This is a genomic window from Chryseobacterium antibioticum, from assembly GCF_012927325.1.
In the GTDB taxonomy this organism is placed as follows: domain Bacteria; phylum Bacteroidota; class Bacteroidia; order Flavobacteriales; family Weeksellaceae; genus Chryseobacterium; species Chryseobacterium antibioticum.
On the sequence record NZ_JABBGI010000032.1, the window covers coordinates 1 to 26,984 of the forward strand.

Here is a 26,984-nt window from a genome sequence, read left to right on the forward strand (position 1 = left end):
TCAAAATGGAACTTCGGGATATGATTACTGCAATTTTAATCGTATTTGCGGGCGGGGATCCAGGAAAGGTTTTCAAAACATAAGAATGCAAAAAAAAATGACCGGAATTTCTTCCGACCATGACTAGAAATTTTCCGCTTTTATTTTTTAGGTATAATATCAAAATCAAGTCGATAAGAGATTATTTTAATAGAATCATTTTCTTTCTGGAGTCTAAAATATTCTTTTGTTTGAGTGGAATCTCTTGTAACAAGATATGAAAGTTTATATTTGGAGATAGGATTAGATCCCTTAATTATTTGTGTCCAGCTATCTGTAAGTTCATAATCTTTTACTTTTCCAAAATCATTATCTGTTTTATCTAAAATTTGTTCAAATCTTTCTTTTCCTACTTCCTTAAAAAATCGATCACTAAATAATTTAAAGACTTCTTTTTTATTATTATCTTCTTTTACTAAAAAATAAAATTTATTAATAACCTTTTGAGCGTCTTGTTTATCAGATTCTCTATTTTCATAGATTTTATCGTAGCTACAGCTTAAAAGAAATATGCTAAATAAAATTAAAAGGTATTTTTTCATTGTCTATAAAAATTGCTTAATGTGTTGAGCAAATATAGATATTTTACCCCTAATTAATAAAGTGTTAAATCCTAAAATGAAAGTCTTCCCGAAAAAGGTTAAGCCACTTTCAGCCACTCATTACTATTATACCATAGCTAACCTCGAAACTAGGTAAAACACCATTAGAATAGCTTGAAAATAATCTCTGAACTATATAGATTCCGTAACAGGAAACCAACCTTGCGTAATGCAGAAAGAATCGTGTATCGTCCAGATTGGAATTTTAGAATATTTATATTTTCTCTTCAAAGAAAACTTACCCTCATATATCTACATTGATTGGGAAGCTACAGCCAAGTTTCATAAAATGTAATAATGAATGTTTTTTACAAAAACAGTGACCAAAATCGTGACCAAGTGACCAAAGGTGACCAAAATAAAAGAGCAATCAACTGATATTCAGAAGATTGCTTAATTTAGATTGTAGACCCACAGGGATTCGAACCCCAACTGATGGTACCAAAAACCAGAGTGCTACCGTTACACCATGGGTCTGTGTTATTTTTTGGTGAGGCAAAATTATAAAAAATATTTGATTGAAAAAATATTTTTTGCAAATCAATAGCGAAAAAATGAGTGTTTATCTATAATTGCGTGATTTTTAACTAAATAGATCACATAACAAATGAGTGAAAAATAGTTTCAACGGTGGTGTTTTTTAATCACTAAATAATAAAATCTTATCTTTGCAAAAAATTGGGCTCCAAAAGTTGGAGATACCCATTAATAATTTCATTTATTAAACATTTTTATGTCAAATATTGTCGCAATCGTTGGGCGTCCCAACGTAGGAAAATCAACACTTTTTAACCGTTTACTAGAAAGAAGGGAAGCCATCGTAGATTCTACGGCTGGGGTTACCAGAGACCGTCATCACGGGAAATCTGACTGGAACGGAGTAGATTTTACAGTTATAGATACAGGCGGATATGATGTAGGAACGGATGATATTTTTGAAGAAGAGATCCGCAAGCAGGTTCAGTTGGCAGTAGATGAAGCTACGTCTATCATTTTTATGATGAATGTAGAAGAAGGACTTACTGATACAGATTATGAGATCTACCGTCTTTTAAGAAGATCAAATAAACCGATCTACGTTGTTATCAATAAAGTGGATTCTTCAAAAGAAGAACTTCCCGCTACAGAATTCTACCAGTTAGGTATTGAAAAATATTACACACTTTCTTCAGCTACAGGTTCCGGAACAGGAGAGATCTTGGATGATATCGTTAAAGATTTCCCGACAACAGACTACAAAGATCCATTTGAAGGTCTGCCTAAGATCACCATTGCAGGACGTCCAAACGTAGGAAAATCTACTTTGACCAATGCTTTACTTGATGTAGAAAGAAATATTGTAACCGATATTGCAGGGACTACAAGAGACAGTATCCAGACGCTTTATAATAAATTCGGATATGAGTTTGTGTTGGTAGACACTGCCGGAATGAGAAGGAAGTCTAAAGTAAATGAAGACTTGGAATTCTATTCGGTAATGAGATCCATTCGTTCCATTGAATTTTCTGATGTGGTCATCATTATGGTAGACGCTACATTAGGATGGGAATCTCAGGATATGAATATTTTTGGATTGGCACAAAAAAACAGAAAAGGAATTGTGATTGTGGTCAATAAATGGGACCTTGTAGAAGACAAGAAGACCAATACCATGCGTGATTTCGAGAAAGTGATCAAAGATAAAATCGGTCAGTTCAGTGATATTCCTATTTTATTTATTTCAGCTTTAACAAAGCAGAGAATTTTAAAAGCTGTGGAAGTGGCTATGGAAGTCTTCGAAGCACGTAAAATGAAGATCAAAACTTCAAAGCTAAACGAAATAATGCTTCCTATTTTTGAACGCACGCCGCCGCCGGCCAACAAAGGAAAATATATTAAAATCAAGTATTGTGTACAGCTTCCAACGCCGTCACCACAATTTGTATTTTTCTGTAACCTGCCGCAGTACGTAAAAGAACCTTACAAAAGATTTACTGAAAACCAGCTGAGAAAAGAATTCGGATTTACCGGAGTTCCTATTGAAGTGTATTTCAGACAGAAATAAAAAACAATCCCTTTTAGATTTTTCTAAAAGGGATTTTATTCATATTAAAGTTAATATTTTAAATAAAAAGTTTTTTCAGAATAATGAATACAATTGTATTGTCAAAACAATTTTCTTTAGTAAACTCCTGGATCAATGAGCTTAGGAATATAGACATCCAGCATGACAGAATGAGATTCCGTAGAAATATGGAACGTATAGGTGAGATTGCAGCTTTTGAGATCAGTAAAGGATTAGAATATAAAGAAGTAGAGATCCAAACGCCCTTAGATAAGATCAAAGTTCAGGAAATTGCAGTTCAGCCTGTGATTACCACTATTTTGAGAGCAGGAGTGCCTTTATTTGAAGGAATCCTGAGTTATTTCGACAGAGCAGACTGTGGTTTCGTTGCTGCTTACAGAAAGCACGATGCCAATGATTATTTTTCGATCAAACAGGATTATCTTACCTGCCCGAATATTGAAGGACGACCATTAATTGTCGCTGATCCAATGCTGGCAACAGGAGCCTCTTTAATTGAAGCCATTAAAGATCTTTTGACCAACGGAACTCCAACCCAGTTGCATATTGTTGTGGCTATCGCTTCCAGACAGGGCGTAGAAACCATTGAGAAAGCTTATCCTGATGCAAAAATTTGGGTAGGAGCTATAGATGAAGGCTTGACTTCAAAAGGGTACATCACACCAGGACTTGGCGATGCTGGAGATTTAAGCTACGGTGAAAAACTACAACGATAAATTAAGAAAGATTCCAGAAATCTTTCATCAGATCAAATAATAAATTAGGCCGTACTTTTTCCATAGGATGCTTGGTATCCGGAAGTATGGCCAATTTTGCATTTGGAATACTGCGGTAAGCAGCAAGACTTTCCTCTATACTCACCATATTGTCTTTGTCTCCGGTCATGATCTGTACCGGAATAGCAATAGCCCAAAGACTACTTTCGTTCAGGGGGGGATTTTTACCAAGTGAAACCATCATCTCTGCAATGGCAGGCAGGAGCTGTTTCCATTGTGCTCCGTGTTGGTTTTCCAGCTGTTCGGCATATTGGGGAACTTTCAGAAGAATAGCTTCCGGGTCCAGCATTTTACTTTCCTTTAAAGCCTGTTCCTCGGTCCAGTCGAATTTTGTACCCAGAGTCATAATAGAATGAATTCTTTCAGGATATCTTAGCGCACAGCAAAGCGCTGCATAACCTCCCATACTGTGTCCGAAAATACAGACCTCTTCTAAATTTTCTTTCTCTAAATAGTCTCTTACTTCCTCGGTGTATTTTTCAATACTGATGCCGTTTTCCGGGAGTTCTGTTTTTCCGTGTCCTGAAAATAAAAGCGTATGGATATTAAAATATTCTGACAATTTCTTTTCGTAAGGCTTAAAAATATCACGGTGTCCCAATGCACCATGCAGCAAAAGCAGATTTTTCATGATCTAATAGTTTACCGGAAAATTAGGAAAAAGAATTGAAAGCAGAAAGGGAATTGAGTTGGAGGGTATTAGTGTATGAGAGTTTTAGTGTTTCGATGGTTAACAACTAATAACTGCCAATCAACAACCAGATCTACCCTAAGACTCTCAAATCCTTATACTAAACATCCACCGCCATCACCAAAACACTCACTTTATTATCACCTGCATTCAAAATCTCCCAGGCGATCGAGGAGACTGTGTTTCCCGTGGTGAAAACATCATCAATCAAAAGAACATGCTTTCCCGAAATAGGTTTTGAAAGAGAAAACGGATTAGCCGTTTCCAAACGGTGTTTTTTATCCTTGAGTGCCTGTGCTTTTGAATAGTGATTTCTTTGGATTAATTCATGGTCAAACGGAATATGATAAAACGTTGATAAAGTTTCTGTAAATACATGCAGCTGGTTATAACCCCGTTCCTTTAATTTTTTAGGATGGAGTGGAACAGATACCAGAATATCAGGTTTTTCATCATTGAAACTCAGACGTTCTGTAACCAAATGCGCAAGAGTTTTACCTGCATTTTCTCTGCTTTTGTATTTTAGTTCGTGGATGAGTTTTTGACTTAAACTATCCTTCTGGAAATTCATCAAAGCATACGTGTTTTCAACTGGAAACAGCAACTTGCATTTTTCTTTAATGAAATTTTCGCCAAAATAATCAAAATGGGTAAAATGAATCTGTTCAAAACATAAACTGCAAACCAAAAGATCTGCGTCAATGATTCGGCTGCATTGAATACAGCGGTTGGGAAAAAATAAATCTAATATCATTGTGTGTTTTTTAAAATTAGAAGTTAGAAACCAGAGATTAGAAGTTAGAAGTGGAAATTTTAATTTTGCAACTATCAACTATCAACTATCAACTATCAACTATCAACTATCAACTATCAACTATCAACTATCAACTATCAACTGTTTTCTGATCTTCTCAATCGCATTCTTCATACTCAGGTTAAAATGCTCTTTTTCCAGTCGGACCGGCGGTGACTGCCGTACTTCACAATCCGGAATACTGCAGGACTCGCAGGTGACTCCTACATTAATTGTCTTTAAAGTCTGGGATTTTATAAAACCGATCTTTTTGATGGTCTGGGAGTTTAATAAAATTCCAAGGCAATAGCTTCGGTTACTTCCATCTGAAAACGGATTTTTCTGTGAAGTGGAAATCACCAGATAACTTACCCCTTGGTCCTTGTAATGGGAAATTTGGGCATCGGTAAGTGTCTCATTCTCCTTTAAATGATGCAGGTTTTTTACCGCAATCCATCTTCGGCAATAGTGTTCGTTCATGGCATTGGCGTGTGGCGCCTGCTGATGATTCAGGTGAAGTTCCTTTAAGATCTGGATCTTATCTGAATTCTTTTTCTTGACCAAACACAGGTAAAATAAATCCTTTATTCCCAATTCGGAAGAAAGCAGATTGGTAAGTCTGTAATAAAAAGTTTCCGGAGAATCTGTGAAACTTTCAATCAGCTCTTCAAAGCTTTTCGGTTCCCAGGTGTGCTGGAGTAAAAATTCTGAGGTTTTTTCAAGCGTTTTTTCCTTTGAAATTAATAAAGCTCCGGCAAAATAAGATGCATAAAAATTATTCAGAATTTCTTCAAAACTTCCGAAATCCAGCCACGAATAAGTATTGGGACGAATCTTTAATTCCAAAACATTAAACCCTATTTCCTTGGCCAGGATAAATGTTCTTTGATCTTTTTCAAGTTTCCGGTTCAACAGTAACAGTTTCTGTTCAGGAACAAACAGGGAACGGAGGTTATCCAGAATTCCAAACTGTTCAAAATCCTCAGACCGGATGCTGTAATGAAACTTTTCTGTAAGAATACTTTCCAAAACAGATGCTCTCAGATCTTTGTTGATATCCAATCCGTTTTCTTTAATGAATTCAGCTGTTTTATCCTCAATTTCAGGGAAATAATTATCATACAGCTCCTGAAAAGATCTGAGTACGGCAAAATAAAAACGTTCTTTTCCTAAATTATAATTCTGTGAAATCTCAATTAATGCATTAATGAAAGCGGTTACCTTTTTAGGCGCATCGCTGATGATGCTGATCAGGTTGTTTTTACTGATCCCAAAAAGATCCAGCGGTACTTCCTTGAAAAAATCCGATTGCAGGATCTCATTGAATGGTGCCAAACTTTTATCCAGTTTAGTAGAAACCAGTTCATCAAAAGTAGAGCCCAGTGATTCCGAAAGCTGGATGATTTTATCATGCTTCGGATATTTTTTTCCGTTTTCAATTTCATTAAGGTAAGATTTGGATAAACCGGTCTTTACTGCAAGATCCTGCAGAGACCAGTTTTTCTTTTGTCTCAGCTGTTTCAGCTTTAGTCCGAAAACTGTTTTGATAAAATCACTGTCTGAATTCATATTCAAATATAAATAATTGAATGCGATTATTCGCATAATAAATTTTTAAAATATTTAGCGAACGTTCGCTGATTGTGAAAATTTTTATTTATGTTTGTAACATCGAATCACAAAATCAATAGGTTATGGAAACCAGAACTCAATTAAAAATAAAAGCTAAGAAGCAGTTTGAAGAAATTTTCACTCCGGAACTGACCGATTTTCTGATAGCTCTTCATCAGAAATTCAACCCAAAAAGACTGACGCTTTTAGAAGAAAGAAAAAAAACACAGCAGTTTTTTGATTTGGGAAATCTTCCTCAATTTTTTCCTGAAACTGAAGACGTGAGAAGCGGAAGCTGGACCTGTGCATCACTTCCCGCTGACCTTTTAGATAGAAGAGTAGAGATCACAGGACCTGTAGACCGGAAAATGATCATCAATGCACTGAATTCCGGAGCATCAACCTTTATGGCTGATTTTGAAGACAGCAGCTCGCCAACCTGGGAAAACTGTATTCAGGGGCAGATGAATCTGGCGGATGCCGTAAGACGGAATATAGATTTCACCGCTGAAAATGGAAAATCTTATCAGCTCAATGAAAAAACAGCTGTTCTTCAGGTACGTCCAAGAGGCTTGCATCTCCCGGAAAAACATATAGAGATCAATGGTGAAGAAACATCAGGCTCACTGACTGATTTTGGAATCTATTTTTTTAACAATGTTCAACAGTTATTGAAAAACGGAAGCGGTCCCTATTTTTACCTTCCGAAATTAGAACATTATAAAGAAGCACGCTGGTGGAATGATGTTTTCGTTTTTGCCCAGAATTATCTTGGAATTCAAACAGGAACCATCAAAGCAACTGTTCTGATCGAAACCATTACCGCTTCATTTCAGATTGATGAAATTTTATTTGAATTAAAAGATCACAGTGCGGGACTGAATTGCGGAAGATGGGATTATATTTTCTCGTACATCAAAAAATTCAGAAATCTTCCCACGTTTATGGTGCCGGACAGAGATCAGGTGACCATGGCCTCACCGTTTATGAACGCCTATTCAAAAAGAGTAATCGAGATTTGTCATAAAAGAAACGTTCATGCCATCGGAGGAATGGCAGCACAGATCCCTGTAAAAAACGATGATGAAGCGAACAACGCTGCTTTTGAAAAAGTAAGAAAAGACAAGGAGCGTGAAGTGAAAAACGGTCACGACGGAACCTGGGTGGCACATCCTGCTTTGGTCTCCATTGCAAAAGAGATTTTTGACGAGCATATGCCAACTGAAAATCAAATCGATAAAAAATTTGAATACCATATTAAAGAAGCAAATCTGCTGGAAGTTCCACAAGGTGAAATCACCGAAAAAGGAGTCAGAAAAAACATCAATGTAGGTATTCTCTATCTGGAAAGCTGGCTGATGGGAGTTGGTGCAGCAGCCATTTACAATCTGATGGAAGACGCCGCTACCGCAGAGATCTCAAGAACGCAGCTGTGGCAGTGGTTACAAAACGAAGCCAAGCTCGATAACGGCAAGGTATTGACCCGTGAAATGATTCTTCAATGGGAAGCTGAAGAAATAGATCACATCGAAAACTATGTAGGTGAACAGCGTTTCAAAAACGGAAAATTCAATCTTGCGAAAGAACTTTTCAACGAACTGGTATTTTCAGAAAAATTTGAAGAATTCCTAACCTTGAAAGCATACCCGTTCATTGCGTGAGAGCGTATATGAGTAGGAGAGTTTTAGAGTAGGAGTGTGGGAGAGTTTTTGGGTAGGAGAGCTTTTAGTGTAAGAGAATTGAGGGGTAAAAAACATGAAGATTTTATTATACTAAAACAATCTACTTTAACTCATCATTCATATCTCATCAATTATATCTCAAACGATGCTAAGACTCTCTCACCCTAATCCCTAATAAACAATAAATCCAAATATTATGAAAACAAGACAAGAACAAATCCAGGCTTTAGAACAGGATTGGCTAAACAATCCCCGCTGGACCGGAGTAAAAAGAACGTATAGCGCTGAAGAAGTATTAAAACTTCGCGGCTCTTACAAAATAGACTATACCATTGCAACAGAAATGGCTAACAAATTCTGGGATAAATTAAATAATCAGGATTATGTAGCCGGACTTGGTGCCCTGACAGGAAACCAGGCGGTTCAGGAAGTGGATGCGGGACTGGAAGCGATCTATCTTTCAGGATGGCAGGTAGCTGCTGATGCTAATTTATCAGGAGAAATGTACCCTGATCAGTCATTGTACCCTGCGAACTCAGTGCCTTCTGTGGTGAAAAAGATCAATAATGCTCTGTTGAGAGCAGATCAGATCCAATCGGTAAGTGGAAACGGAGATAAAGAATATCTGGTTCCCATCATTGCAGATGCCGAGGCAGGATTCGGAGGCAACCTGAATGCTTTTGAACTGATGAAACAGATGATCGAGGCAGGAGCAGCAGGTGTTCATTTTGAAGATCAGCTTTCTTCAGCAAAAAAATGCGGACACCTGGGCGGAAAAGTTTTAGTTCCTACTCAGGAAGCTATTAATAAACTGGTTGCAGCCCGTCTGGCTTCAGATGTATTAGGCGTTCCAAGTATTATCATTGCAAGAACAGATGCAGATGCGGCAGATCTTCTGACCTCAGATATTGATGAAAGAGACCGGAGATTTGTGACGGGAGAAAGAACCACCGAAGGCTTTTACGTCGTAAACAATGGAGTAGAGCAAGGAATAGACCGTGGTTTGTCTTATGCGCCTTACGCAGACCTGATCTGGATGGAAACTTCTAATCCCGATCTGGAGCAGGCAAGAAAATTTGCAGAAGGAATTCATGCGCAGTTTCCGGGAAAAATGCTGGCTTACAACTGTTCACCGTCATTCAACTGGGCGGCAAGATTAAGTGTGGAAGAAATGGGTAATTTCCGTGAAGAGCTTGCGAAAATGGGCTATAAATTCCAGTTTATCACACTTGCTGGTTTCCATGCACTGAATACGGCCATGTTTGAACTTGCTCTGGCATACAAAGAAAGAGGAATGGCTGGCTATTCCGAACTTCAGGAACGTGAGTTTGCTCTTCAGCAGAAAGGATTCAGAGCGGTAAAACACCAGTCGTTTGTAGGAACGGGGTACTTTGATGAGGTACAGAATGTGGTGACTAATGGCTCTTCCGCAACGGTTGCTATGAAAGATTCTACAGAAACAGCACAGTTTCATTGATCATTTTCCATATTATATAAAATTTTTCGAGGTGAACCTTCTCAGTTTTGAGAAGGTTTTTTGATCGAAATTAGAATTAAAAATTTAAAGTTTATATATTTGATTAGTAATGAAGAAGAAAGCATAATGGAATTAATGTATCAAAAAGAAATACGGGTAACAGAAGAGCATATTGACAAAAATCGTCATGTCAATAATGTGCAGTATGTACATTGGGTAGAAGAAATTGCCGCTGAACATTGGGATTCTTTGAAGCACAAAACTGAATTTGCTGAATTTGCATGGATACTCGTTGATCACCATATTCAGTACAAAAAACAGGTGTTTTTAAATGATGTGATCACCATCAGAACTTATCCAAAACCCCCAGAAGGCATAAAGCAACCCCGAAAAGTTGAATTCTACTGCAATGATAAACTCGTGGTGGATTCAGATACGCTTTGGGTATTGGTGGATCTGGAAACTCAAAAGATGAAAAGACTGGAAAGTGACTGGCTAGATACGATTGCAGAATAACCATATTCATTCTGTGGAAAATTTATAACTGAGCGAACGTAATGGAATTTTAATACTTTATTCATGTGTTTTGCCAAATTTTTAACGCTAAAATAATAGCTTTCACTATTGTTTTTCCCGATGTAATACGCAACTTATAATTATGTTTTATCCTATCTTTGCATTATGATACGTATTACAAAAACTTTCACATTCGAAACAGCCCATGTGCTGTACAACTATGATGGGAAATGTAAAAATATGCACGGACATTCCTATAAACTGTTTGTAACGGTAAAAGGAAGGGTGATTAATGATTTGGAGAATCCTAAAAATGGGATGGTAGTGGATTTCGGAGATATAAAGAGTATCGTAAAATCTGAGATCGTAGATCTTTGGGATCATGCAGTCCTTGTTAATGCATTGTCTCCCCATAAAGAACTGGGCGAAGATCTTGAAAATAAAGGTCATAAGGTGATCTATTGCAGTTTTCAGCCTACCTGCGAAAATATGCTGTATGCTATTGCTGCAAAAATAAAATCAAAACTTCCGGCTGAGGTTTCTCTGGCCTATCTTAAACTTCACGAAACAGAAAACTCTTACGGAGAATGGTTCGCAGAAGATAATAAGTAACAGTATTTTACTCATAAAAATTCAGACCGGTGTTAAAAACGATCATTAATTTAGAACCTGGAAAAAAAGTCTATTTCGCTTCAGACCAGCATTTTGGTGCTCCTAATCCTAAGGAAAGCAAAGTGCGTGAAGAGAAGTTTATCCGCTGGATGGACGAGATCAAGGAAGATGCCCAGGTTTTGTTTTTAATGGGGGATCTTTTTGACTTCTGGCACGAGTGGAAACATGTTATTCCAAAAGGATATGTGCGCGTTCTCGGAAAAATTGCAGAACTGAAAGACAAAGGAATCCATATTTATTTCTTTGTAGGTAACCATGATCTCTGGATGAAAGATTACCTTGAAGAAGAAATAGGATGTACCGTTTTTTATAAGAAGCAGTATTTTGAGATGGGTGGAAAAGAATTTCTTCTGGCTCATGGAGACGGTCTCGGACCTGGCGACAAAGGATACAAAAGAATGAAAAAACTGTTTACCAATCCAGTAGCACAGTGGTTTTTCAAATGGTTGCATCCCGATATTGCGATGAAAGTGGCCCTGTATCTTTCACAGAAAAATAAAATGATCTCCGGCGAAGAGGATAAAGCCTTTTTAGGAGAAGAAAAAGAATTTCTGATTATCTACTCAAAAGAAAAACTGAAGACTGAGAAAATAGATTACTTTATCTACGGTCACCGCCACCTTCCGATGGTTCTGGATTTGGAACAGAAAGCGAAATATATTAATCTGGGAGACTGGATTTCCTATTTTACTTACGGAGTCTTTGAGCTTGATTTTGAACTGAAAACGTTTAAAGACGGCACAAAAAAAAATTACCCCTGAGAGAGGTAATTTTCGAATGAACCGAAGCTCACTCTTGTTTTTAATCCATATTCCAAATTAATAATTGCAAGAAGTTTACCAAAGTTTAATTCTTCAATTAAAAAAATATTAAAAAAAAATACACCTTTTTGTAATTGTCTCATTTTCAATAGTTAATGAGTTTTAAATAGTCTTTAAAATTGGAAAATATATTCAGCATACAGACAGAGCAGGATTTCCTGGATGCATCGTTGGCCGCTTTTCATTACCAATATGAACATGTTGAGATATACAGAAAGTTCGTGGATTATCTGAAAATAAACCCCGATGAGGTGAATACGGTGACGAAGATTCCTTTTCTACCGATAGAAATGTTTAAAAACCATCAGATCCTGGACAAAAATACAAAGACTGATTTGTTTTTTCAGAGTTCAGGAACGACGCAGATGAATCTTTCAAAGCATTATATTGCAGATCCTGATCTCTATGAACAAAGCATTTATAAGAGTTTTGAACAATTTATAGGAAAGCCTGAAGATTTTATTTTTCTGGGTCTGCTTCCGAGTTATCTCGAGAAACAGAACTCTTCTTTGATTTATATGGTGGATTATCTAATGAAGAGGTCTGCAAAACCGGAGAACGGCTATTTTCTTTACAATCATGCTGAGCTGTTTGAACTTTTAAATAATTTGAAAGATAAGAAGGTCATTCTTTTTGGGGTGTCTTTTGCTCTTTTAGATTTCCTGGATTCCGTGGAATCTCTTAATTTTTCTATTGCTGAATCTCAGAATCTGACGGTTATTGAAACCGGAGGAATGAAAGGAAGAAAAGAAGAGATGACCAAAGATGAACTTTTGAAAATTCTTCAGAGCGGTTTTAAAACAGAGAAGATCTATTCAGAATATTCAATGACGGAACTGCTTTCGCAGGCCTATTCTTTAGGAAACAATGAATATCAGTGTCCCAACTGGATGAAAATACTGGTGCGGAATGCAGAAGACCCTTTTTCCTATGAACAGGAGGGGAGAACCGGAGCAGTCAATATTATTGATCTGGCTAATATCCACTCATGCTGTTTTATAGCAACACAGGACTTAGGTAAAACGCTTTCAGGTGGCAAATTTCAGGTGCTGGGAAGAATAGACCATTCCGATATCCGCGGATGCAGTTTGCTGGTATCGTAAAATTCAGTTTTAAATAAAATAAATCCTTATTATGAATCTCATGAAAAATTTCTTTTTAATAACACTGTTGATTGGGTTTTCTGATCTTTTATCTGCGCAGAAAAAGCAAGAAAGAGATATCTGGTCCGGAACTTATCTGGTGAATGAGATCAATAATAAAGTTTCCACGATTACAGATACTTTAGTGATGTCAAGAATTAAGGATGCTAGTCCTAAAGAAATTCCGGCAAAAGAAGAATCCGATCTGGCCCGATGGTCGATGACCTCAAAAAGAGATGGAGGTAAGGATAAAATCACAGTCAAGCAGTTTTTATTTGATGTTGAAGATGACGAAGATGGCTATAAAGAATTTGGCTGGACAGATCTTCATAAGGAAGGAAAAATGAATTGTATCGATGGCGGACATTTTTTTATTTGCCAGACACAGCCCAATACGACCGTTATGTTCGGAAAAGATGAATCTTATTTTACAAAAACGGGTATTTTCGGGATTTGGCTGCATTATGGGGTGGTTGAACTGCAAAAGAGATAATCTGAATTTTAATTAATATGCTGAAGATAGAAGAACTTGTTCATGCTTATATCCATTCACACTGCGATTTTGAAAAAGAAATTGTACTGACGAATTATTTCCAGGCCGACTGGGAAGCGGATATGTTGTTCATTGATTCTGAAGGGTTCAGCCATGAAATTGAGATCAAGCTTTCAAAGAGTGACTTCAAAAATGATTTCAAAAAATCATATCTCAATAAAGAGACCGGCGAAAAATTCCTGAAACACGATAAAATCTCCTGCGGTGACTATATATGCAACGCGTTCAGTTTTCTGCTTCCGATGGGAATGATAGAACACACTGTGATCCCTGAACATTGTGGGATTATTGAATTCTATCATAATGCAGACACCTGGGAAACAGAATTCTACCTCATACGCAGTCCCAAAAGAGTACATGAAGATCCTTACTGGAAACTGAATGATAAAGATCTTTTTATCCGGAAAATGGCGTTAAATCTGCTACAGCGAAAAATGGAAATCAAGGGGAAACACGAAGAACTTATTTTTAAAAATCCTTTTGACATTAAAAAGATTAAATAACCCGAACTTAGGTTAAATTTAGTGAATTATGGATATTTTATAGCTTCCGAGAGTTCAATAGGGTTATTGTTGTTTTTCAACTGTTTTTGTTTAAATTCAGTAAGTTGCTTAAAGTTAGGGGTTACTACTCTTCCTGATTCATCCACAACCTTCATTACAGCTTTTCCTGCCTTGAGTTCCTTGTAAGGATCATTATAATAATCCTCATAAAGTTTGTTTAATTGTTTTTGAGTAACCGGAATGAAATCGGTTTCCATATTTACTTCTCCATTATCTTTTTTAAGTTCAGTCATTGTAAAAATATAATTATTTCCTGAATCTCTTATGTCTATTATAAGACCAGGCAAAGAATTAAAAACATAAGGTCCTTCCTGAAAAGGAATTTCTTTAGCAAACCACGCTATCCAATCTCTTCCCTTATAATGTAAAGTAGCTTTCTGGCAATTTATATTATCAATATTTTTTGTTTCTTCTATAATTTTCCAATCTAATTTAGGCCAGTCTTCTTTCAGAGAATACCTATCCAAACCAATTATATAATATTTTTCTATTTTATTCTCTTTTTTGTTTTTTGTTATCATAAAATCAAAATCCGCTGCTTTTGTCCGAACATCTAAATTATGAATAGCTAACGAATCTATATGATACAAATCGTAAGAATAAAACTTCGAAATTTCATCTTTGACATCTAATAGCATCTTTTTATTTGCTGATTCATTTTTTGTAGAATCTATTTTATATGTCATCTGATAATAAATCCTATATGTCTGGCCCTGAAAAGCAGTAAGGCATGATAAAATAAAAAGGAAAGTTAAAATATTTTTTTTCATAAAGTTTTTTAATTAAGAGGTTCTACATATCCGTCCCATAATAAGTTATTATTTTCAAAGAACATATCATTAATTTCTTTGTTAAACTTTTTATAGTCGGGATCTTTAGGATAGTTAGGATTATTTATTGCTACAAACCTGATCACCCCGCCATCAACTTTTTTGAACAAATCAAAAACCTGAAATTTTCCAAAAGAGTAACGAGAAAACACTTGATTTAAATCTTCTTTATGTGGTATTCCAGAATATCTTTTTTTCACTTCTTCAATAGAAACTCCTTTATAATAAAAGCCTAAAATATTTGAAAATGTAGGCTGATAAGTATACATAAATAAAAACTGCTCTGTATAATTTTGCGGAATATTATGATATAACAATTTTCTCATTTCTGAGGAAGTGAAATATATATATTGTTTATCCACTTTGTTATACACATAATCCCCATAAGTATAAAAATCAATTTGGTTTTTCCCTTGATCAAAGTATAATTTAAACTTGCTATATGAGTGATTATCAGATTCTACTCTTTGCTCTTTTAAAAAATAATAATTTTGACAACTCGTTAAGCAGAATAAAGCCAATATGCTTATATATTTAATAAATCCATTCATTGGTGTGAATATTATAATTACAATTTACGAAATATCCTTCTCTTTCCGGTATATATTCTGGGATAAAGCTTGCAGTACAGGCATATCTTAATTCACAATCTTTACATGGGTGAATTTTATCCCTACTTAAATTCCATAATACAGAGAGGATTAATAAACTTTCTTCTATTTCTTCTTTTGACCCTAAAAATAATCCATAATCTTTTTGATCTACGGCATTTAACCTTATTCTCCCCAAATGATCTACGAGAATAGTTTTGTATAGCCCAAGATTAAATTTTTTTGCTGTAAGGAATGCTCTATGATTGATAGCGATTGTATCAATACTCGATTTTGGAACAAATAAATTACTTCCATCTTGCTTTAAATAATATAAATTTATCCTGCCGTAGTTATCTTCCTTCGAATATGGCGACTGATAAAAATAGATACTTTTTAATCTTTGCTCTTTTAATACTACAGAGGAAGTGAAATTTTCTTGGTAGGGCAATGATACAGATAAATCTATAACACAAGATTTTTGAAGAGAATTCAGTACATTATGGATTTTTTTTACATCCACATTAAGTGAAAAATGTAGATGTAAACGCTTAACTCCCAAATAATCAATTCTATCCGAAATATATTGCATTTTGTCTATTAAATCATCTGATACAATAATTGTAGCAAATTCAATTTTTGAGACATCATCATTAAAACAATCATCTGAAAGATTCGGAAAATGGTCTTCATATGCGAAAAAAATAAACTCTTTTTCAATCAAAAATTCTATGTATTCCTGCGCAATATCATCATCTTTCCATTCTTCTATAATATTCATTACAGTTTTGGAATGAATATTATAAATAAAATCAATCAGAGAATTGGGAACCCGTTCAATATCATCCCTTTGCAAATCATAAATAGCCCCTAATTGAATACCTTTTACCGGGATACAACATGCAAAAAAAAGCATTTTTTATTAATATCAAGGTTTAGGTGGGCTAATTCCATCTTTATAAGGTTTTAAACAAAAAATTTCTGACTGATACTTTTTAGCTTCAATTTTTCTTAGTGACTGTGTTACTAATTTGTTATTTTCAGTAACCTGGGCAAAGATAACTGGAAGCAATTCTTTTTTATGTGGATTAAGTTCTTGTATTAAGCTCTTATTCATCATTCATTTTTTTTAACTGTTTTGCCATTTCATAATGCAGGTTATAGTTACAATGATAAGATGTCATTCTAAATTGTCCAGAAGGATTAATTTCTAAAAAATAATATTCTCCATCTACACCCTTTATAACATCAATAGAACCTGTATCCATATGACATGCTTTCATTAGTTGGCAGATTTTGTGGTTAAGATCTTCAGGTAATTGATAAGGAACAAATCTATTCGGCTTATTCTGATTATAATTCCTGAAATCTACAGAAGTTTGCTCATCATTTTGAGAGAACACAGCCATAGGGTAATTTTTTCCATTTAAATGAAAAATTCGAAGCTCATATTCTTTGTAAATATGCTGTTGAAATAAACTTGGGAAAAAGGAAACTGTAGAATTATTATATTCTACTGTCATTAAAGGAAATTTTTTTTGATTATGGCTGATGACCGCCCCTTCATTAACAGCTTTAGTAATCCAATCTTTCTTCTCGGTATCAAAATTATTTGCAATTACTGTAGACGGAATTTTTAATCCTATATTATTTGCTATAGTCAACATTTCAATTTTATTTAATCTGTTGATTTTTGAATGATGATTTATCCATTTTTTATCATTCAAAAAATATAGAATTGTTTTTAAAATGCCATAATACTCTGAATGTAAATATTGGAACATTTCATTTGAAATATTCTGATCAAGCAAATCTTTATATTTGTTAAAATTACCCCATTTTCTATACCATACAACTCTAACTTGGCTCAAATCCACACCTCCAAATAATTTATTCTCAACAGTTAATGAAGTGGGGGAAGAAATTTTATAATATATTTTCGTTGTTCCATTAAATAGATCGACATCATTAATACGAATACAGGATTCCCCCATATTCGCTAAATGTTCCATAACAACATTAGTGTCGTCATCATGTGTTGTAGATAAAATTAAAATCATAATAAAAAAAAGGGCTGATTCTATAAAGAAAAAGCCCTGATGTAAATTTTAATTAACACCCGTCAGATGCACCAGAAGGAATAACTACTGATGCTAAAACATAAGGATCATTAGCTGTTCCTGACCCACTACATACCCCTTCTGGAAGTCGTTTACCCCCTTGAATTTGTTTTAGGCTACCTGTGTTAAGTACTTTACCGTTTTTTAGTGACGTTAATTTTTTCATAACTGAATTTGTTTAATGGTTTAGAAGCTAAAAATATAAATTAAATAATTCCAACATAGTGTGATTTTTTTTATTATGTTAAACTACTTATAAAAAGGGTTTTACAGTATAAAATAAATCCCTTTGTATTTATTTATTTTGTATTGATCGGAAGCAGGTAATTATTTTATATAAGTTTATAGCATATTTTTCTAATTTTTCAGAAAAAAATTCTGAATTATTTATCTTTACAATATGGTAATAGGAGTAAAACTTAAACAAGCAAAGGAAGGAAAAAAAATGAGCCAGGATGAACTTGCGCTCATATTAAAAACAATACAAAAGACAATTTCAAACTGGTAAAGTGATAAGAGTATTCCTCATTAGATAATTTGGCAAAAATAAAAACTGTTTTAGAGATCGACATTTTATCCTGATTAGTTTAGCGCTGGAATTTGCATAGCCGGGAACATCGGATGTATAAATATCATTTCTGGTGACACTAATATTATAATTATCTATCACAGGAGTGATCACTTGCGCAGTTAGCTGATTTTGGCAAATCAATACAAAAGACAGTAAGAGGAGAATTTTTTTCATTTTAATTAGTTTAAGTTATTATTAATCTCGTTTCGATTAATTTATGCCCTAAAATTGAAACTTATAATTCTCGTAACAAATAGATAATTAGCAACTGTGGAATATGATCCAATAACTGTCTGAATTCTTTCTGTAAATGTAAAGACTCATTACTTCAAAAGAAAAAACAACTGAAGATAACAATCGCATTACATTGAAGATACTGTTGCAACAAAAAAATCCTGTCGTTTGACAGGATTTATATTGAAATCAATGATACTATTAATCAATAACTTCAGCGGTATCTCTCTGAAGTAAAAACTTGTAGATCAATCCTCCCACAATTCCTCCTGCAATAGGCGCTGCCCAGAACAGCCAAAGCTGTGACATCGCAAGCCCACCCGTGAAAACAGCCTGTGAAAGCGATCTTGCCGGGTTTACCGAAGTGTTCGTGATAGGAATAGAAATTAAGTGAATCAGCGTTAAAGCAAGACCAATAGCGATACCTGCAAACTTTCCGTTAGCCCACTTGTCTGTAGCTCCCATAATGACAATCAGGAAGAAAGCGGTTAATAAAAATTCTGCAAGGAATGCAGCGCCCATACTGAATGCTTTTCCGTTATAGACCGCTTCTCCGTAGAAATTGGTCGCGAAAGCTCCCGGTTTTGAAAAATCTACCACACCTGCACCGTTAAGGATAGCGTACAGGCATCCTGCTGCTGCAAGAGCTCCAAGACACTGTGCTACGACGTAAGGGATAAGATCCTTTGCAGAAAATCTGCCTCCTGCCAAAAGTCCGAAAGATACTGCCGGATTGAAATGTCCGCCAGAAATGTGCCCGACAGCATAAGCCATCGTCAGTACAGTAAGACCAAAGGCCAAAGCCACACCTAAAAGGCCAATACCGATATCGGGAACTCCGGCAGCAAAAACTGCACTTCCGCAGCCACCGAAAACAAGCCAAAATGTGCCGAAAAATTCAGCAAAAAGTTTTTTTATCATATGTTCATTATTTAAAAGTATCTCAAATGTAAAATTTAAATCTTAAAATAGAAAGATAAATCTTAAAAAATATTTCAATTTTTAGCGAAGAAAGATTAATGATTTAGTAATTTGGTTTGATGTTTGTTGGGAATTTTTTCAGGATAATAGTATGGAGGGGTTGAATGATATAGCATAAATCTTTATCTTTCGTTTAGTAATTTAAAAGGGTGGTTAATGAGAAAGTTTTTTTGTGTGGCCTTTGTGCCGTTTATGTATAGCTTTTATTATGCGCAGGCAGCAAAAAAGGTGCTTCCCTGCTATGATCTTACATCGGTACTAAAAGTAGAGCCCACCGCTCTGTACAAATCACATCTGGATGCCTCAAAAAGTTTTGGTGTAAAATTACTTACAGACTCTAAAACGGTTCAGAAATATATCAACAACGGAAAATTTCATAAAATAAAAAAGACCGGAAAAGGATACCGCGTTCAGAAACTGGATTACAGCCGGGCGTATATGGTTTCCAAAGCAAAGACTACCCTGGAAAAGATGGGTGCCAGATTCAGTAAAGAAACAAAAGGGCATACTTTTACGGTATCATCGATCACAAGGACACTTGAAGACCAATGCAGACTGAGAAAAGTGAATTCTAATGCGTCTTTGGGAATCAGCTCCCACAATTATGGAAACTCGTTTGATATTTCCTATGTACGATTCAACGATGTGCTGAAATACAGCCCGAAAATGGAAACTGCCCTAGAGAAGGTTTTAAAGTTTTATGCAGCTGCTGGGAAGATTTATTACATTAGAGAAAGACAGCAGAGCTGCTATCATATTACGGTAAGGAATTATTGATTCATACTCTGTTCTCGTGTCAGCCCAATATCATGATCAATAAGTCACAAAAGATATTATATGATAGAAAAAGCTTCATGTCTATCAAAATTAAATTTATTTTAAGAATAATAAATTTATGATGTGAATATTTGTGCAGGATGTTTAGTTTGTATAATTTTATGCAACTAAATAAACCATGAACTTATGAACGAGAACGATTACAAACTGGCGACCGCCGAGTGGAACAGGTACCGGTCAGATTATTTCCTGATCACAAATCTGATTAAAACAAATTATGTTTTTGAGCTGTCTAAAGACCAGATCGATACAATCAAAAACCAAAATAAATACATAGATGCCTGCGCAGAAGTAGGTGTATTTGGAGGTGAAATGGTCCTGATCTTTGTTCCTTTAAATGAACAGGGGTATATTGACAAAAGCATTGTTGAATATCAGTACACGACTCTTCGACCACTTAAACATAACATCAGACTGCAGGAAACAAAAGAATTTACGGTGACCAAAAATGCTGTTCTTTCCAGTGATCTTACAAAAGTAGATGGCGATACCAACACGTCCCTGCCGATAACCAATCAGCCTATCCTTGACCAGGATGTAGCCATAGAAGCTATTGAGCGCTGGAGAAATGGAGGAATGGAATGGTTCTACCGTGAGTGTACAGAATTCGGAGGAGAGAGAATTTTTAAAAGATTTTATATTCCTATGGAAGATTTATCTCATCCATATCCAGAGGTTGCCGGGATCAAATGTTCGTTCGGTCTCAGATACAATGATATTTTCCAGAGAATGCTGGTAACAGTGATCTTCATTTCCTTCCATGAGCTACTTCAGGAGGGAGAAAGCATAGAAACTATTTCCAATACCTACGATTGGGCGAAACCATGTCCGCCTGTCTGCCGTATTCCTGAACTTGGATCTTAAATACGAAGTATAGATAGGAATGACAGATTTTTTTAAAGCAATTCTATTCCTAAACTATGGCCTGCTTTTGTCCATAATATTTTTGGGAGCAGCAAAATACCGTATACTGAATAATAAAGAGAAGCAATATTTTCACTGTATTGCTTTTCTTTTTTTTATTGAACTGCTGAACTTGGTTCTGCCTTATGTGTTCAACCTTAATGATACCTCGTTTCTGTATCCTCTGTACATCGCCGGAGAGTTTTTTCTGGTTACGGCTTTGTTTATCAGGAAACTGGAGCTTCCGAAATATTTACCGGGCATCACGGCATTGCTGGCAACGGCATTTATGGTGTCAAAATATGTATTCGATTATCCTTTCAATAGCGATATTGTGAAGGTGATTTCAAATATTGCAATCATCTGTCTTTCAGGTTTTGCTTTACTCCGGGAGATTAAAGAAGGATCTACACAAAACCGTTTTCTTCTGGTAGATGCATGTATTTTTTTCTACTATTCGGTTTCGGTTTTTATTTTCATTATTCAGCACCAGATTGCTAACCTGTCAGAAAATGACTATCTTATTATTTTAAGCGCGAATAATATTCTGTCGAGCATTTTGTACTGTTCATTTTTATATACCTTCATCAAATTAAAGAAGTAACCCTAAATATTAGCCTGCTGATCCTTATAATTGTTACCATAGCAGTTATAGTATCTTTTATTCTCCTTGCCTACAGGTCTTTTATCAGCCGGATCATCAAGGAGAAGAACGTGCAGCATGAAGCCGAAGTGCTTCATCAGAAAAAACTGGTGCTTGAAAACATCAAAGCTCAGGAAGAAGAAAGAAAAAGAATCGCTGTCATGATCCATGACGATATAGGAAACCGGCTCAATATCCTTTCATTGTGGATGAATAATCTCGATACCAAAGGAGACGAGCTGATTAAAAAAAATATTTACGGCCAAATGTCATCGCTCATCGATGCGGCCAGAAGTATTTCCCATTCATTGTATCCCGTAAATCTTGAATCTGTGGGATTCGTTCTCTATGTAGAGGAGCTGATCGCCAACCTTTCGCACAAGATCAATATTTCCATGCAGGTCATGCCGGGATATGAGAAAAAAGATATCTTTGTTGAAGTACAGCTGTACAGAATTATTCAGGAATTTACCACCAATGTGATCAAGCATTCCACGGCGACGGATCTTTGGATCTACATAAAAGACTATCCCCTGAATATGGCTGTGATCATCTCTGACAACGGGCAGGGATTTGATTATGATCTGGTGAAAAAGGGAATGGGTATCAAAAATATCGAATCCAGAATAAAATCCATGAATGCCGTCCATAAATGGAAAAGTACTTTGAATAAAGGCAGCCGTTTAATCATTATAATTCCAAAAAACCATGAACTCCCAAATCAAAATAGCCTTAATTGATGATGAACAGCTGATCCTGGAAGGGGTGAAAATGCTGCTTTCAAATGAAAAGAATATATCCGTGTGCCTTACCTCCAGTAACGGTCCGGATTTTATTGAGAAACTGGGAAGCCTTTCAGAAGATGATTTTCCGAACATCGCACTGGTAGACGTACAAATGCAACCGATGAACGGCTTTGAGCTGGTAGAAGTTCTTAAAGAAAAATATCCTGATCTCAAGATCATTATCCTTTCCTCCCATTACAAAACTTCCATTTTGGGCTATATGGTCAAGTTGGGAGTTTCTGCTTTTCTGCCTAAAAATTCGGACCGGAAAACATTTATTGATGCCATTACCATGGTTTATAAAAACGGAGTTTTTTTTACTGCCGAAGACCATCAGATGCTTTTTACCTACATGAACAGTTCTGCAAAGAAGAAATCTCTTTTTGAAATGGAAGACGAACTGTCTGAAAGAGAAAAAGATGTGGTCAAACTAATCTGCCAGGAATACACGAATAATGAAATTGGCGAAAAACTATTCATCAGTCCCAGAACCGTAGAAAGTCACCGCCAGCGGATCCTGGAAAAGATAGGAGCCAAGAATACGGTAGGGATTGTTATCTATGCTGTTGTCAACAATATATATGCTCTCGATAAAATTTAATTCCGTAGAAATACGGAATTTTTTATTTGGTATTTTTCACGCTAGTATTGCTCCTTCTACTTCCGTTAATTTGAAAAATAAGTTTTACAGGATGTAAAGCAAAATTCAATCATGAAGATGTAGATGGGATTTTAATAATTAAAGCACAACACAGCGATGGAAAACGATACACTACTATCTGTCGGAATTTTTTTTGACGGAACAGGAAATAACGGGATCAATGCTTCTTCACCTGACAGGCCTTCACAAAATAATGAAAGCTACAAAGGAGCACCTACCAATATCTATAAATTATTCAATGTATTCAAAGGAAACAAAAAAATATATGTTGAAGGCATAGGAACAGTCACTGGTGGCGAGGATAATAATTTTGCGATGGCTACATGCGCCAATCCTCCCGATGGACAGGGATATTCTTCTGATGACAAACTGCAGAAGGCAGACCTTTTCGTACAGAATGTGATAGATGATAAAAATACAGATTATCATTTTTATGTCTACGGATTCAGCAGAGGAAGTATGCTCGCAAGAGAATTTTGCAATCAGCTTGTCACAAAATATCCATCTAAAAATATAACCATAAAGTTTTTGGGTGTTTTTGATACGGTTGAATCCAAGCCATTCAATACCTACGATATGAACCTGCCACAGGAAGTGGAAAATGCCCTTCATATGTGTGCCGTCAATGAATGTCGCTTCTTTTTCCCACTTACCGGTTTTTTTGAAAATTCAAAAAATATGCAGGATACCAAAACTGAAACTTCCAGCTCTGTCTGGAAAGAAGTTTTCGTTCCCGGAGCTCATGCTGACGTGGGAGGTGGATATCTTCAGGCGCCGCATTCCGTATATATTTCTACAGATTTTATCAATACCAATGATCTCAGAGATTATGTTTCAGATGTAAGAAATGCAAAAACCGATGCCGAAGGCAATAAAATATGGGACGCCCTGCTTTCCGGATTTCAGATCGAGCAGGGAGTGGTTCTTTCCCAAGCTTACGTTTCCAGAGAAGTGATTTTGAATACCCTTCCCATAGTATACGGAAGAATCATGCTGGAGGAAACCAATAGCGCCGTGGCCGGAATCTTCAGTACAGATCTTGTTAATTCAGGTCTGGAGATTACAGATGATGCTTTCCTTTCTGATTTTTATACAAACCTTGCAGCATATGTTAAAAATTTTTCACTTCCTGCGAAACCGAAGTATGATTATATACGTTTTGCAGATTACACCCATATTTCAGCCAATTTTGGAATATATAGTGCTGATTTGTTGCAAAGGTCAGAGGATGAGGTTGAAGCCGAATTGATAAATAATGGCCTGAACGTACCCAGCAGTACCTCTGTAGACCGTGGAATTCATACCAAACTTCTTACCGAACTGCACCTTCCTGAAGATAGTTTTGCAGCAGACTTTCTGTATGGAACCAATGTTCCCAATAATGATATCTGGAGCCGTACGATAGAGATAAGATCTTTTGCGGCAGAACAGAATTAGATAAATATCGTTAGTACTTTTCAGTTTTAAATTTAGGTTATGAAGGGATGTCTGGCAGGACATCCCTTTTTGTGGTCCGAAATACCCAGGCTATCAGGCTCCCCGTTTTTATTTCTGGGCTATTCATTTCTTTTTCCGTACTTTTGCACCCGAAAATTCATTATTCATCACTAACTTTTATTTAATAAAATGCTTTCGGTTCAAGGTTTAGGATTACATCATTCGGGAAACTATCTGTTTCAAAATACAAATTTCACCATTAAAAAGGATGATAAAGTGGGGCTCGTTGGAAAAAATGGAGCGGGGAAATCCACTTTATTGAAAATGCTTTCGGGAGAAATTAATTTCTACGAAGGAACTGTTGTTCGCGAAGGAGGGGCTACCATTGGTTTCCTGAAGCAGGACCTTGATTTCGTAAAAGGAAGAACAGTTTGGAATGAAACCATGCAGGCCTTTGAGCAAATCAATGCCTGGAAAAATGAACTGGAAGAGGTGAATCATCAGATGACTGTAAGAACAGATTATGAAAGTGATGCTTACACTGATCTGATCAACAAAATGACGGAGCTGAACGATCTTCTGATGAACCATGACGCTTACAATCTTGAAGGCGATATGGAAAAAGTATTGTTCGGTCTAGGATTTAAAGCGGATGATTTCCAAAAAATCACTGACGAATTTTCCGGAGGCTGGAGAATGAGAATTGAACTGGCTAAACTGCTGCTTCAGAAAAATGATATCATGCTTCTCGATGAGCCTACCAACCACCTGGATATGGAATCTATTATCTGGCTGGAAAACTTCCTGAAAGACTATCCCGGAGCCATCGTTCTGGTAAGTCACGATAAGCAGTTTATGACCGCTGTCTGTAACAGGACTTTTGATATCAACAATAAAAAAGTTGACGATTATAAAGCCAACTATTCCAAATATCTGATCATGCGTGAAGAACGCCGTGAGAAACTCATTGGCGCTAAAAAGAACCAGGATGCAGAGATCAAGCAGATGGAGGATAACATCAATAAGTTCCGTGCAAGTGCTACTAAGGCATCTTTCGCACAGTCACTTATTAAAAAGCTGGATAAAATCGAACGTATTGAAGTGGATAATGAAGACGTTTCAAAATTCAATATCCGTTTCGTACAATCTATGATTCCTGGAAAAGTTATTTTCGAAGCTGAGAATTTAGGAAAAGCATACGGAAAAAAACAAATCTTCGATGATGTAGACTTTATTGTTCAGAGAGGAGACAGAATTGCCCTTTTAGGACAAAACGGACAGGGAAAAACTACGTTAGCGAAAATTCTTGCAGGAGATATCAAAGATTATTCAGGAACCTGGAATTTAGGACACAATGTGAACATCGGATACTTTGCCCAAAATCAGGAAGAAGTACTGACACCCAATAAAACCGTTTTAGAAGAAGCCGAAGATGCGGCAACAGAAGAAACAAGACCAAGAGTAAGAGATTTATTAGGATCTTTCTTATTCCAGGGTGAGGCTGTTTCTAAAAAAACAAAAGTACTTTCCGGAGGAGAAAGAAACCGTTTGGCCCTCTGTAAATTGCTGCTTCGTCCTTTCAACACGTTGATCATGGATGAGCCTACCAATCACCTTGATATTCAGTCTAAGGAAATTATCAAACTGGCTTTACAGAACTTTCAGGGAACGCTGATCGTGATTTCTCACGACAGAGAATTCCTGGATGGACTTTGTGATAAGATTTATGAATTCCGTGACGGAAAAATGAAAGAATTCCTGGGGAGTGTTGGAGAATACCTTGAATACAGACAAAAGGAAACGCTTAGAGAAATCTCTGCTGAAAAAGCTAAACTTCACAGTGAAGATGTAAAAGTTGAGGTAAAGCAGGCTCCGATAGAAGTGAAGGTGGAAGAAAAATCAACCATTGTAAGCAAGGAACAAAAAAATATCCAGAATAAATTAAAGAAAGTAGAAGAGAAAATTTCTGAACTTGAAACGGAAATTGAAAAGATGGAAGTTACTTTTACCAAAGAAAACCCTTCTGAGGAAACTTTAGAAAAATATAATAAAACTAAAGAAGAACTGGAAGTTGCTTTACAGGAATGGGAGCATTTGGGTTCTCAGTTGGATTAAGATTGTGATTTTTTTGGAGTTTAAGAGTTCTTGAATATCCAATGATCATAAAAAACGATAAAATAGAGATCCTTCGACTTCGCTCAGGATGACAGTGTTACAATAATAATGTTTTTACTTTTGTGAATAATCACGGTAAATGACAGTTAGTATTAGGAATGTCATCCCGGGTGGAATCGAAGGATTTTTTAATAAAGAAAATAAATAAACATATACGCTGCAGTATCTTTTTGTAACAAAAAATTACTTTTACCGACGTATTGAACAGTTTTAA

General features: G+C 36.0%; 28 protein-coding genes and 1 tRNA gene. 17 read left to right on the forward strand and 12 right to left on the reverse strand.

From position 1 onward, the window contains the following. Positions 1-140: 140 nt before the first annotated feature. Complete coding sequence (locus tag HHL23_RS19295; protein WP_169236388.1) at positions 141-581, reverse strand: hypothetical protein; 441 nt, start codon at positions 579-581, stop codon at positions 141-143. A 466-nt stretch (positions 582-1,047) separates the two neighbouring features. Beyond that, a tRNA-Gln gene (locus HHL23_RS19300) sits at positions 1,048-1,118 on the reverse strand. 256 nt (positions 1,119-1,374) lie between these two features. Here HHL23_RS19300 and der point away from each other — a divergent pair. Beyond that, positions 1,375-2,685 carry a ribosome biogenesis GTPase Der gene (gene der, locus HHL23_RS19305; RefSeq protein WP_169236389.1) on the forward strand — a complete coding sequence of 437 codons (1,311 nt, stop codon included), beginning with the start codon at positions 1,375-1,377 and terminating at the stop codon, positions 2,683-2,685. 83 nt (positions 2,686-2,768) lie between these two features. Continuing rightward, positions 2,769-3,422: a uracil phosphoribosyltransferase gene (upp, locus tag HHL23_RS19310; protein ID WP_169236390.1), complete on the forward strand. Its 654-nt coding sequence runs from the start codon at positions 2,769-2,771 to the stop codon at positions 3,420-3,422. A gap of 1 nt (position 3,423) precedes the next feature. On the opposite strand, the gene HHL23_RS19315 is transcribed toward upp, so the two are convergent. The 3 genes from HHL23_RS19315 to HHL23_RS19325 form a co-directional block, all read right to left on the reverse strand. Continuing rightward, on the reverse strand, positions 3,424-4,113 hold the full coding sequence (locus HHL23_RS19315) for an alpha/beta fold hydrolase (protein ID WP_169236391.1): 690 nt from the start codon (positions 4,111-4,113) through the stop codon (positions 3,424-3,426). 160 nt (positions 4,114-4,273) lie between these two features. Continuing rightward, positions 4,274-4,927 carry a ComF family protein gene (locus HHL23_RS19320; protein WP_169236392.1) on the reverse strand — a complete coding sequence of 218 codons (654 nt, stop codon included), beginning with the start codon at positions 4,925-4,927 and terminating at the stop codon, positions 4,274-4,276. A 123-nt stretch (positions 4,928-5,050) separates the two neighbouring features. Further along, a complete protein-coding gene (locus HHL23_RS19325) occupies positions 5,051-6,571 on the reverse strand; it encodes a helix-turn-helix domain-containing protein (protein ID WP_169236393.1) in 1,521 nt (506 codons plus the stop codon). Between the two features lie 89 nt (positions 6,572-6,660). On the opposite strand from HHL23_RS19325, the gene aceB reads away from it, so the two are divergent. The 8 genes from aceB to HHL23_RS19365 all read left to right on the forward strand — a co-directional run bounded on the left by aceB (position 6,661) and on the right by HHL23_RS19365 (position 13,943). Then, complete coding sequence (gene aceB / locus HHL23_RS19330; protein ID WP_169236394.1) at positions 6,661-8,238, forward strand: malate synthase A; 1,578 nt, start codon at positions 6,661-6,663, stop codon at positions 8,236-8,238. 217 nt (positions 8,239-8,455) lie between these two features. Beyond that, a complete protein-coding gene (gene aceA, locus HHL23_RS19335; RefSeq protein ID WP_169236395.1) occupies positions 8,456-9,736 on the forward strand; it encodes an isocitrate lyase in 1,281 nt (426 codons plus the stop codon). A gap of 126 nt (positions 9,737-9,862) precedes the next feature. Then, a complete protein-coding gene (locus HHL23_RS19340) occupies positions 9,863-10,252 on the forward strand; it encodes an acyl-CoA thioesterase (RefSeq protein ID WP_169236396.1) in 390 nt (129 codons plus the stop codon). A gap of 165 nt (positions 10,253-10,417) precedes the next feature. Beyond that, positions 10,418-10,864: a 6-carboxytetrahydropterin synthase QueD gene (gene queD, locus HHL23_RS19345; protein ID WP_169236397.1), complete on the forward strand. Its 447-nt coding sequence runs from the start codon at positions 10,418-10,420 to the stop codon at positions 10,862-10,864. Between the two features lie 29 nt (positions 10,865-10,893). After that, complete coding sequence (locus tag HHL23_RS19350; RefSeq protein ID WP_185194895.1) at positions 10,894-11,685, forward strand: UDP-2,3-diacylglucosamine diphosphatase; 792 nt, start codon at positions 10,894-10,896, stop codon at positions 11,683-11,685. Between the two features lie 179 nt (positions 11,686-11,864). Continuing rightward, the gene (locus tag HHL23_RS19355) at positions 11,865-12,848 is read left to right on the forward strand and encodes a LuxE/PaaK family acyltransferase (protein ID WP_169236398.1); all 984 of its coding nucleotides are present in this window, start codon (positions 11,865-11,867) and stop codon (positions 12,846-12,848) included. A 40-nt stretch (positions 12,849-12,888) separates the two neighbouring features. Beyond that, the gene (locus tag HHL23_RS19360; RefSeq protein ID WP_169236399.1) at positions 12,889-13,380 is read left to right on the forward strand and encodes a phosphate ABC transporter permease; all 492 of its coding nucleotides are present in this window, start codon (positions 12,889-12,891) and stop codon (positions 13,378-13,380) included. Positions 13,381-13,397: 17 nt separating this feature from the next. Further along, entirely contained in the window at positions 13,398-13,943 is a 546-nt protein-coding gene (locus tag HHL23_RS19365) for a hypothetical protein (protein WP_169236400.1), read from the forward strand. 26 nt (positions 13,944-13,969) lie between these two features. Here the strand turns inward: HHL23_RS19365 and HHL23_RS19370 are convergent, their stop codons facing one another. From HHL23_RS19370 to aqpZ, 7 genes are all read right to left on the reverse strand, one after another. Then, complete coding sequence (locus HHL23_RS19370) at positions 13,970-14,773, reverse strand: GLPGLI family protein (protein WP_169236401.1); 804 nt, start codon at positions 14,771-14,773, stop codon at positions 13,970-13,972. A gap of 8 nt (positions 14,774-14,781) precedes the next feature. Beyond that, on the reverse strand, positions 14,782-15,384 hold the full coding sequence (locus HHL23_RS19375) for a hypothetical protein (protein ID WP_169236402.1): 603 nt from the start codon (positions 15,382-15,384) through the stop codon (positions 14,782-14,784). Then, a complete protein-coding gene (locus HHL23_RS19380; protein WP_169236403.1) occupies positions 15,368-16,339 on the reverse strand; it encodes a hypothetical protein in 972 nt (323 codons plus the stop codon). The genes HHL23_RS19375 and HHL23_RS19380 overlap by 17 nt, the downstream gene beginning before the upstream one ends. A 12-nt stretch (positions 16,340-16,351) precedes the next feature. Next, positions 16,352-16,543, reverse strand: coding sequence for a hypothetical protein (locus HHL23_RS19385; protein ID WP_169236404.1), 192 nt, complete (start codon positions 16,541-16,543; stop codon positions 16,352-16,354). After that, complete coding sequence (gene gwsG / locus HHL23_RS19390; RefSeq protein WP_169236405.1) at positions 16,533-17,483, reverse strand: grasp-with-spasm system ATP-grasp peptide maturase; 951 nt, start codon at positions 17,481-17,483, stop codon at positions 16,533-16,535. Before gwsG ends, HHL23_RS19385 begins: the two co-directional genes overlap by 11 nt. Positions 17,484-17,535: 52 nt before the next feature. Further along, on the reverse strand, positions 17,536-17,709 hold the full coding sequence (locus tag HHL23_RS19395; RefSeq protein WP_169236406.1) for a hypothetical protein: 174 nt from the start codon (positions 17,707-17,709) through the stop codon (positions 17,536-17,538). Between the two features lie 840 nt (positions 17,710-18,549). Beyond that, positions 18,550-19,266: an aquaporin Z gene (aqpZ, locus tag HHL23_RS19400; RefSeq protein WP_169236441.1), complete on the reverse strand. Its 717-nt coding sequence runs from the start codon at positions 19,264-19,266 to the stop codon at positions 18,550-18,552. A gap of 219 nt (positions 19,267-19,485) precedes the next feature. On the opposite strand from aqpZ, the gene HHL23_RS19405 reads away from it, so the two are divergent. The 7 genes from HHL23_RS19405 (at position 19,486) to HHL23_RS19435 (ending at position 26,710) form a co-directional block, all read left to right on the forward strand. After that, the gene (locus tag HHL23_RS19405; protein WP_169236407.1) at positions 19,486-20,106 is read left to right on the forward strand and encodes a DUF5715 family protein; all 621 of its coding nucleotides are present in this window, start codon (positions 19,486-19,488) and stop codon (positions 20,104-20,106) included. 186 nt (positions 20,107-20,292) lie between these two features. Continuing rightward, the gene (locus HHL23_RS19410) at positions 20,293-21,030 is read left to right on the forward strand and encodes a hypothetical protein (protein WP_169236408.1); all 738 of its coding nucleotides are present in this window, start codon (positions 20,293-20,295) and stop codon (positions 21,028-21,030) included. A gap of 67 nt (positions 21,031-21,097) precedes the next feature. Next, on the forward strand, positions 21,098-21,673 hold the full coding sequence (locus tag HHL23_RS19415) for a hypothetical protein (protein WP_228464870.1): 576 nt from the start codon (positions 21,098-21,100) through the stop codon (positions 21,671-21,673). 110 nt (positions 21,674-21,783) lie between these two features. Further along, entirely contained in the window at positions 21,784-22,452 is a 669-nt protein-coding gene (locus HHL23_RS19420) for a sensor histidine kinase (protein ID WP_317174717.1), read from the forward strand. Then, complete coding sequence (locus HHL23_RS19425) at positions 22,421-23,098, forward strand: response regulator transcription factor (RefSeq protein WP_169236410.1); 678 nt, start codon at positions 22,421-22,423, stop codon at positions 23,096-23,098. Before HHL23_RS19420 ends, HHL23_RS19425 begins: the two co-directional genes overlap by 32 nt. Before the next feature lie 156 nt (positions 23,099-23,254). Then, positions 23,255-24,595 (forward strand): T6SS phospholipase effector Tle1-like catalytic domain-containing protein, encoded by a 1,341-nt coding sequence (locus HHL23_RS19430; protein WP_169236411.1) that lies wholly within the window; start codon positions 23,255-23,257, stop codon positions 24,593-24,595. Positions 24,596-24,784: 189 nt separating this feature from the next. Next, the gene (locus HHL23_RS19435; RefSeq protein ID WP_169236412.1) at positions 24,785-26,710 is read left to right on the forward strand and encodes an ABC-F family ATP-binding cassette domain-containing protein; all 1,926 of its coding nucleotides are present in this window, start codon (positions 24,785-24,787) and stop codon (positions 26,708-26,710) included. Positions 26,711-26,984: the final 274 nt, after the last annotated feature.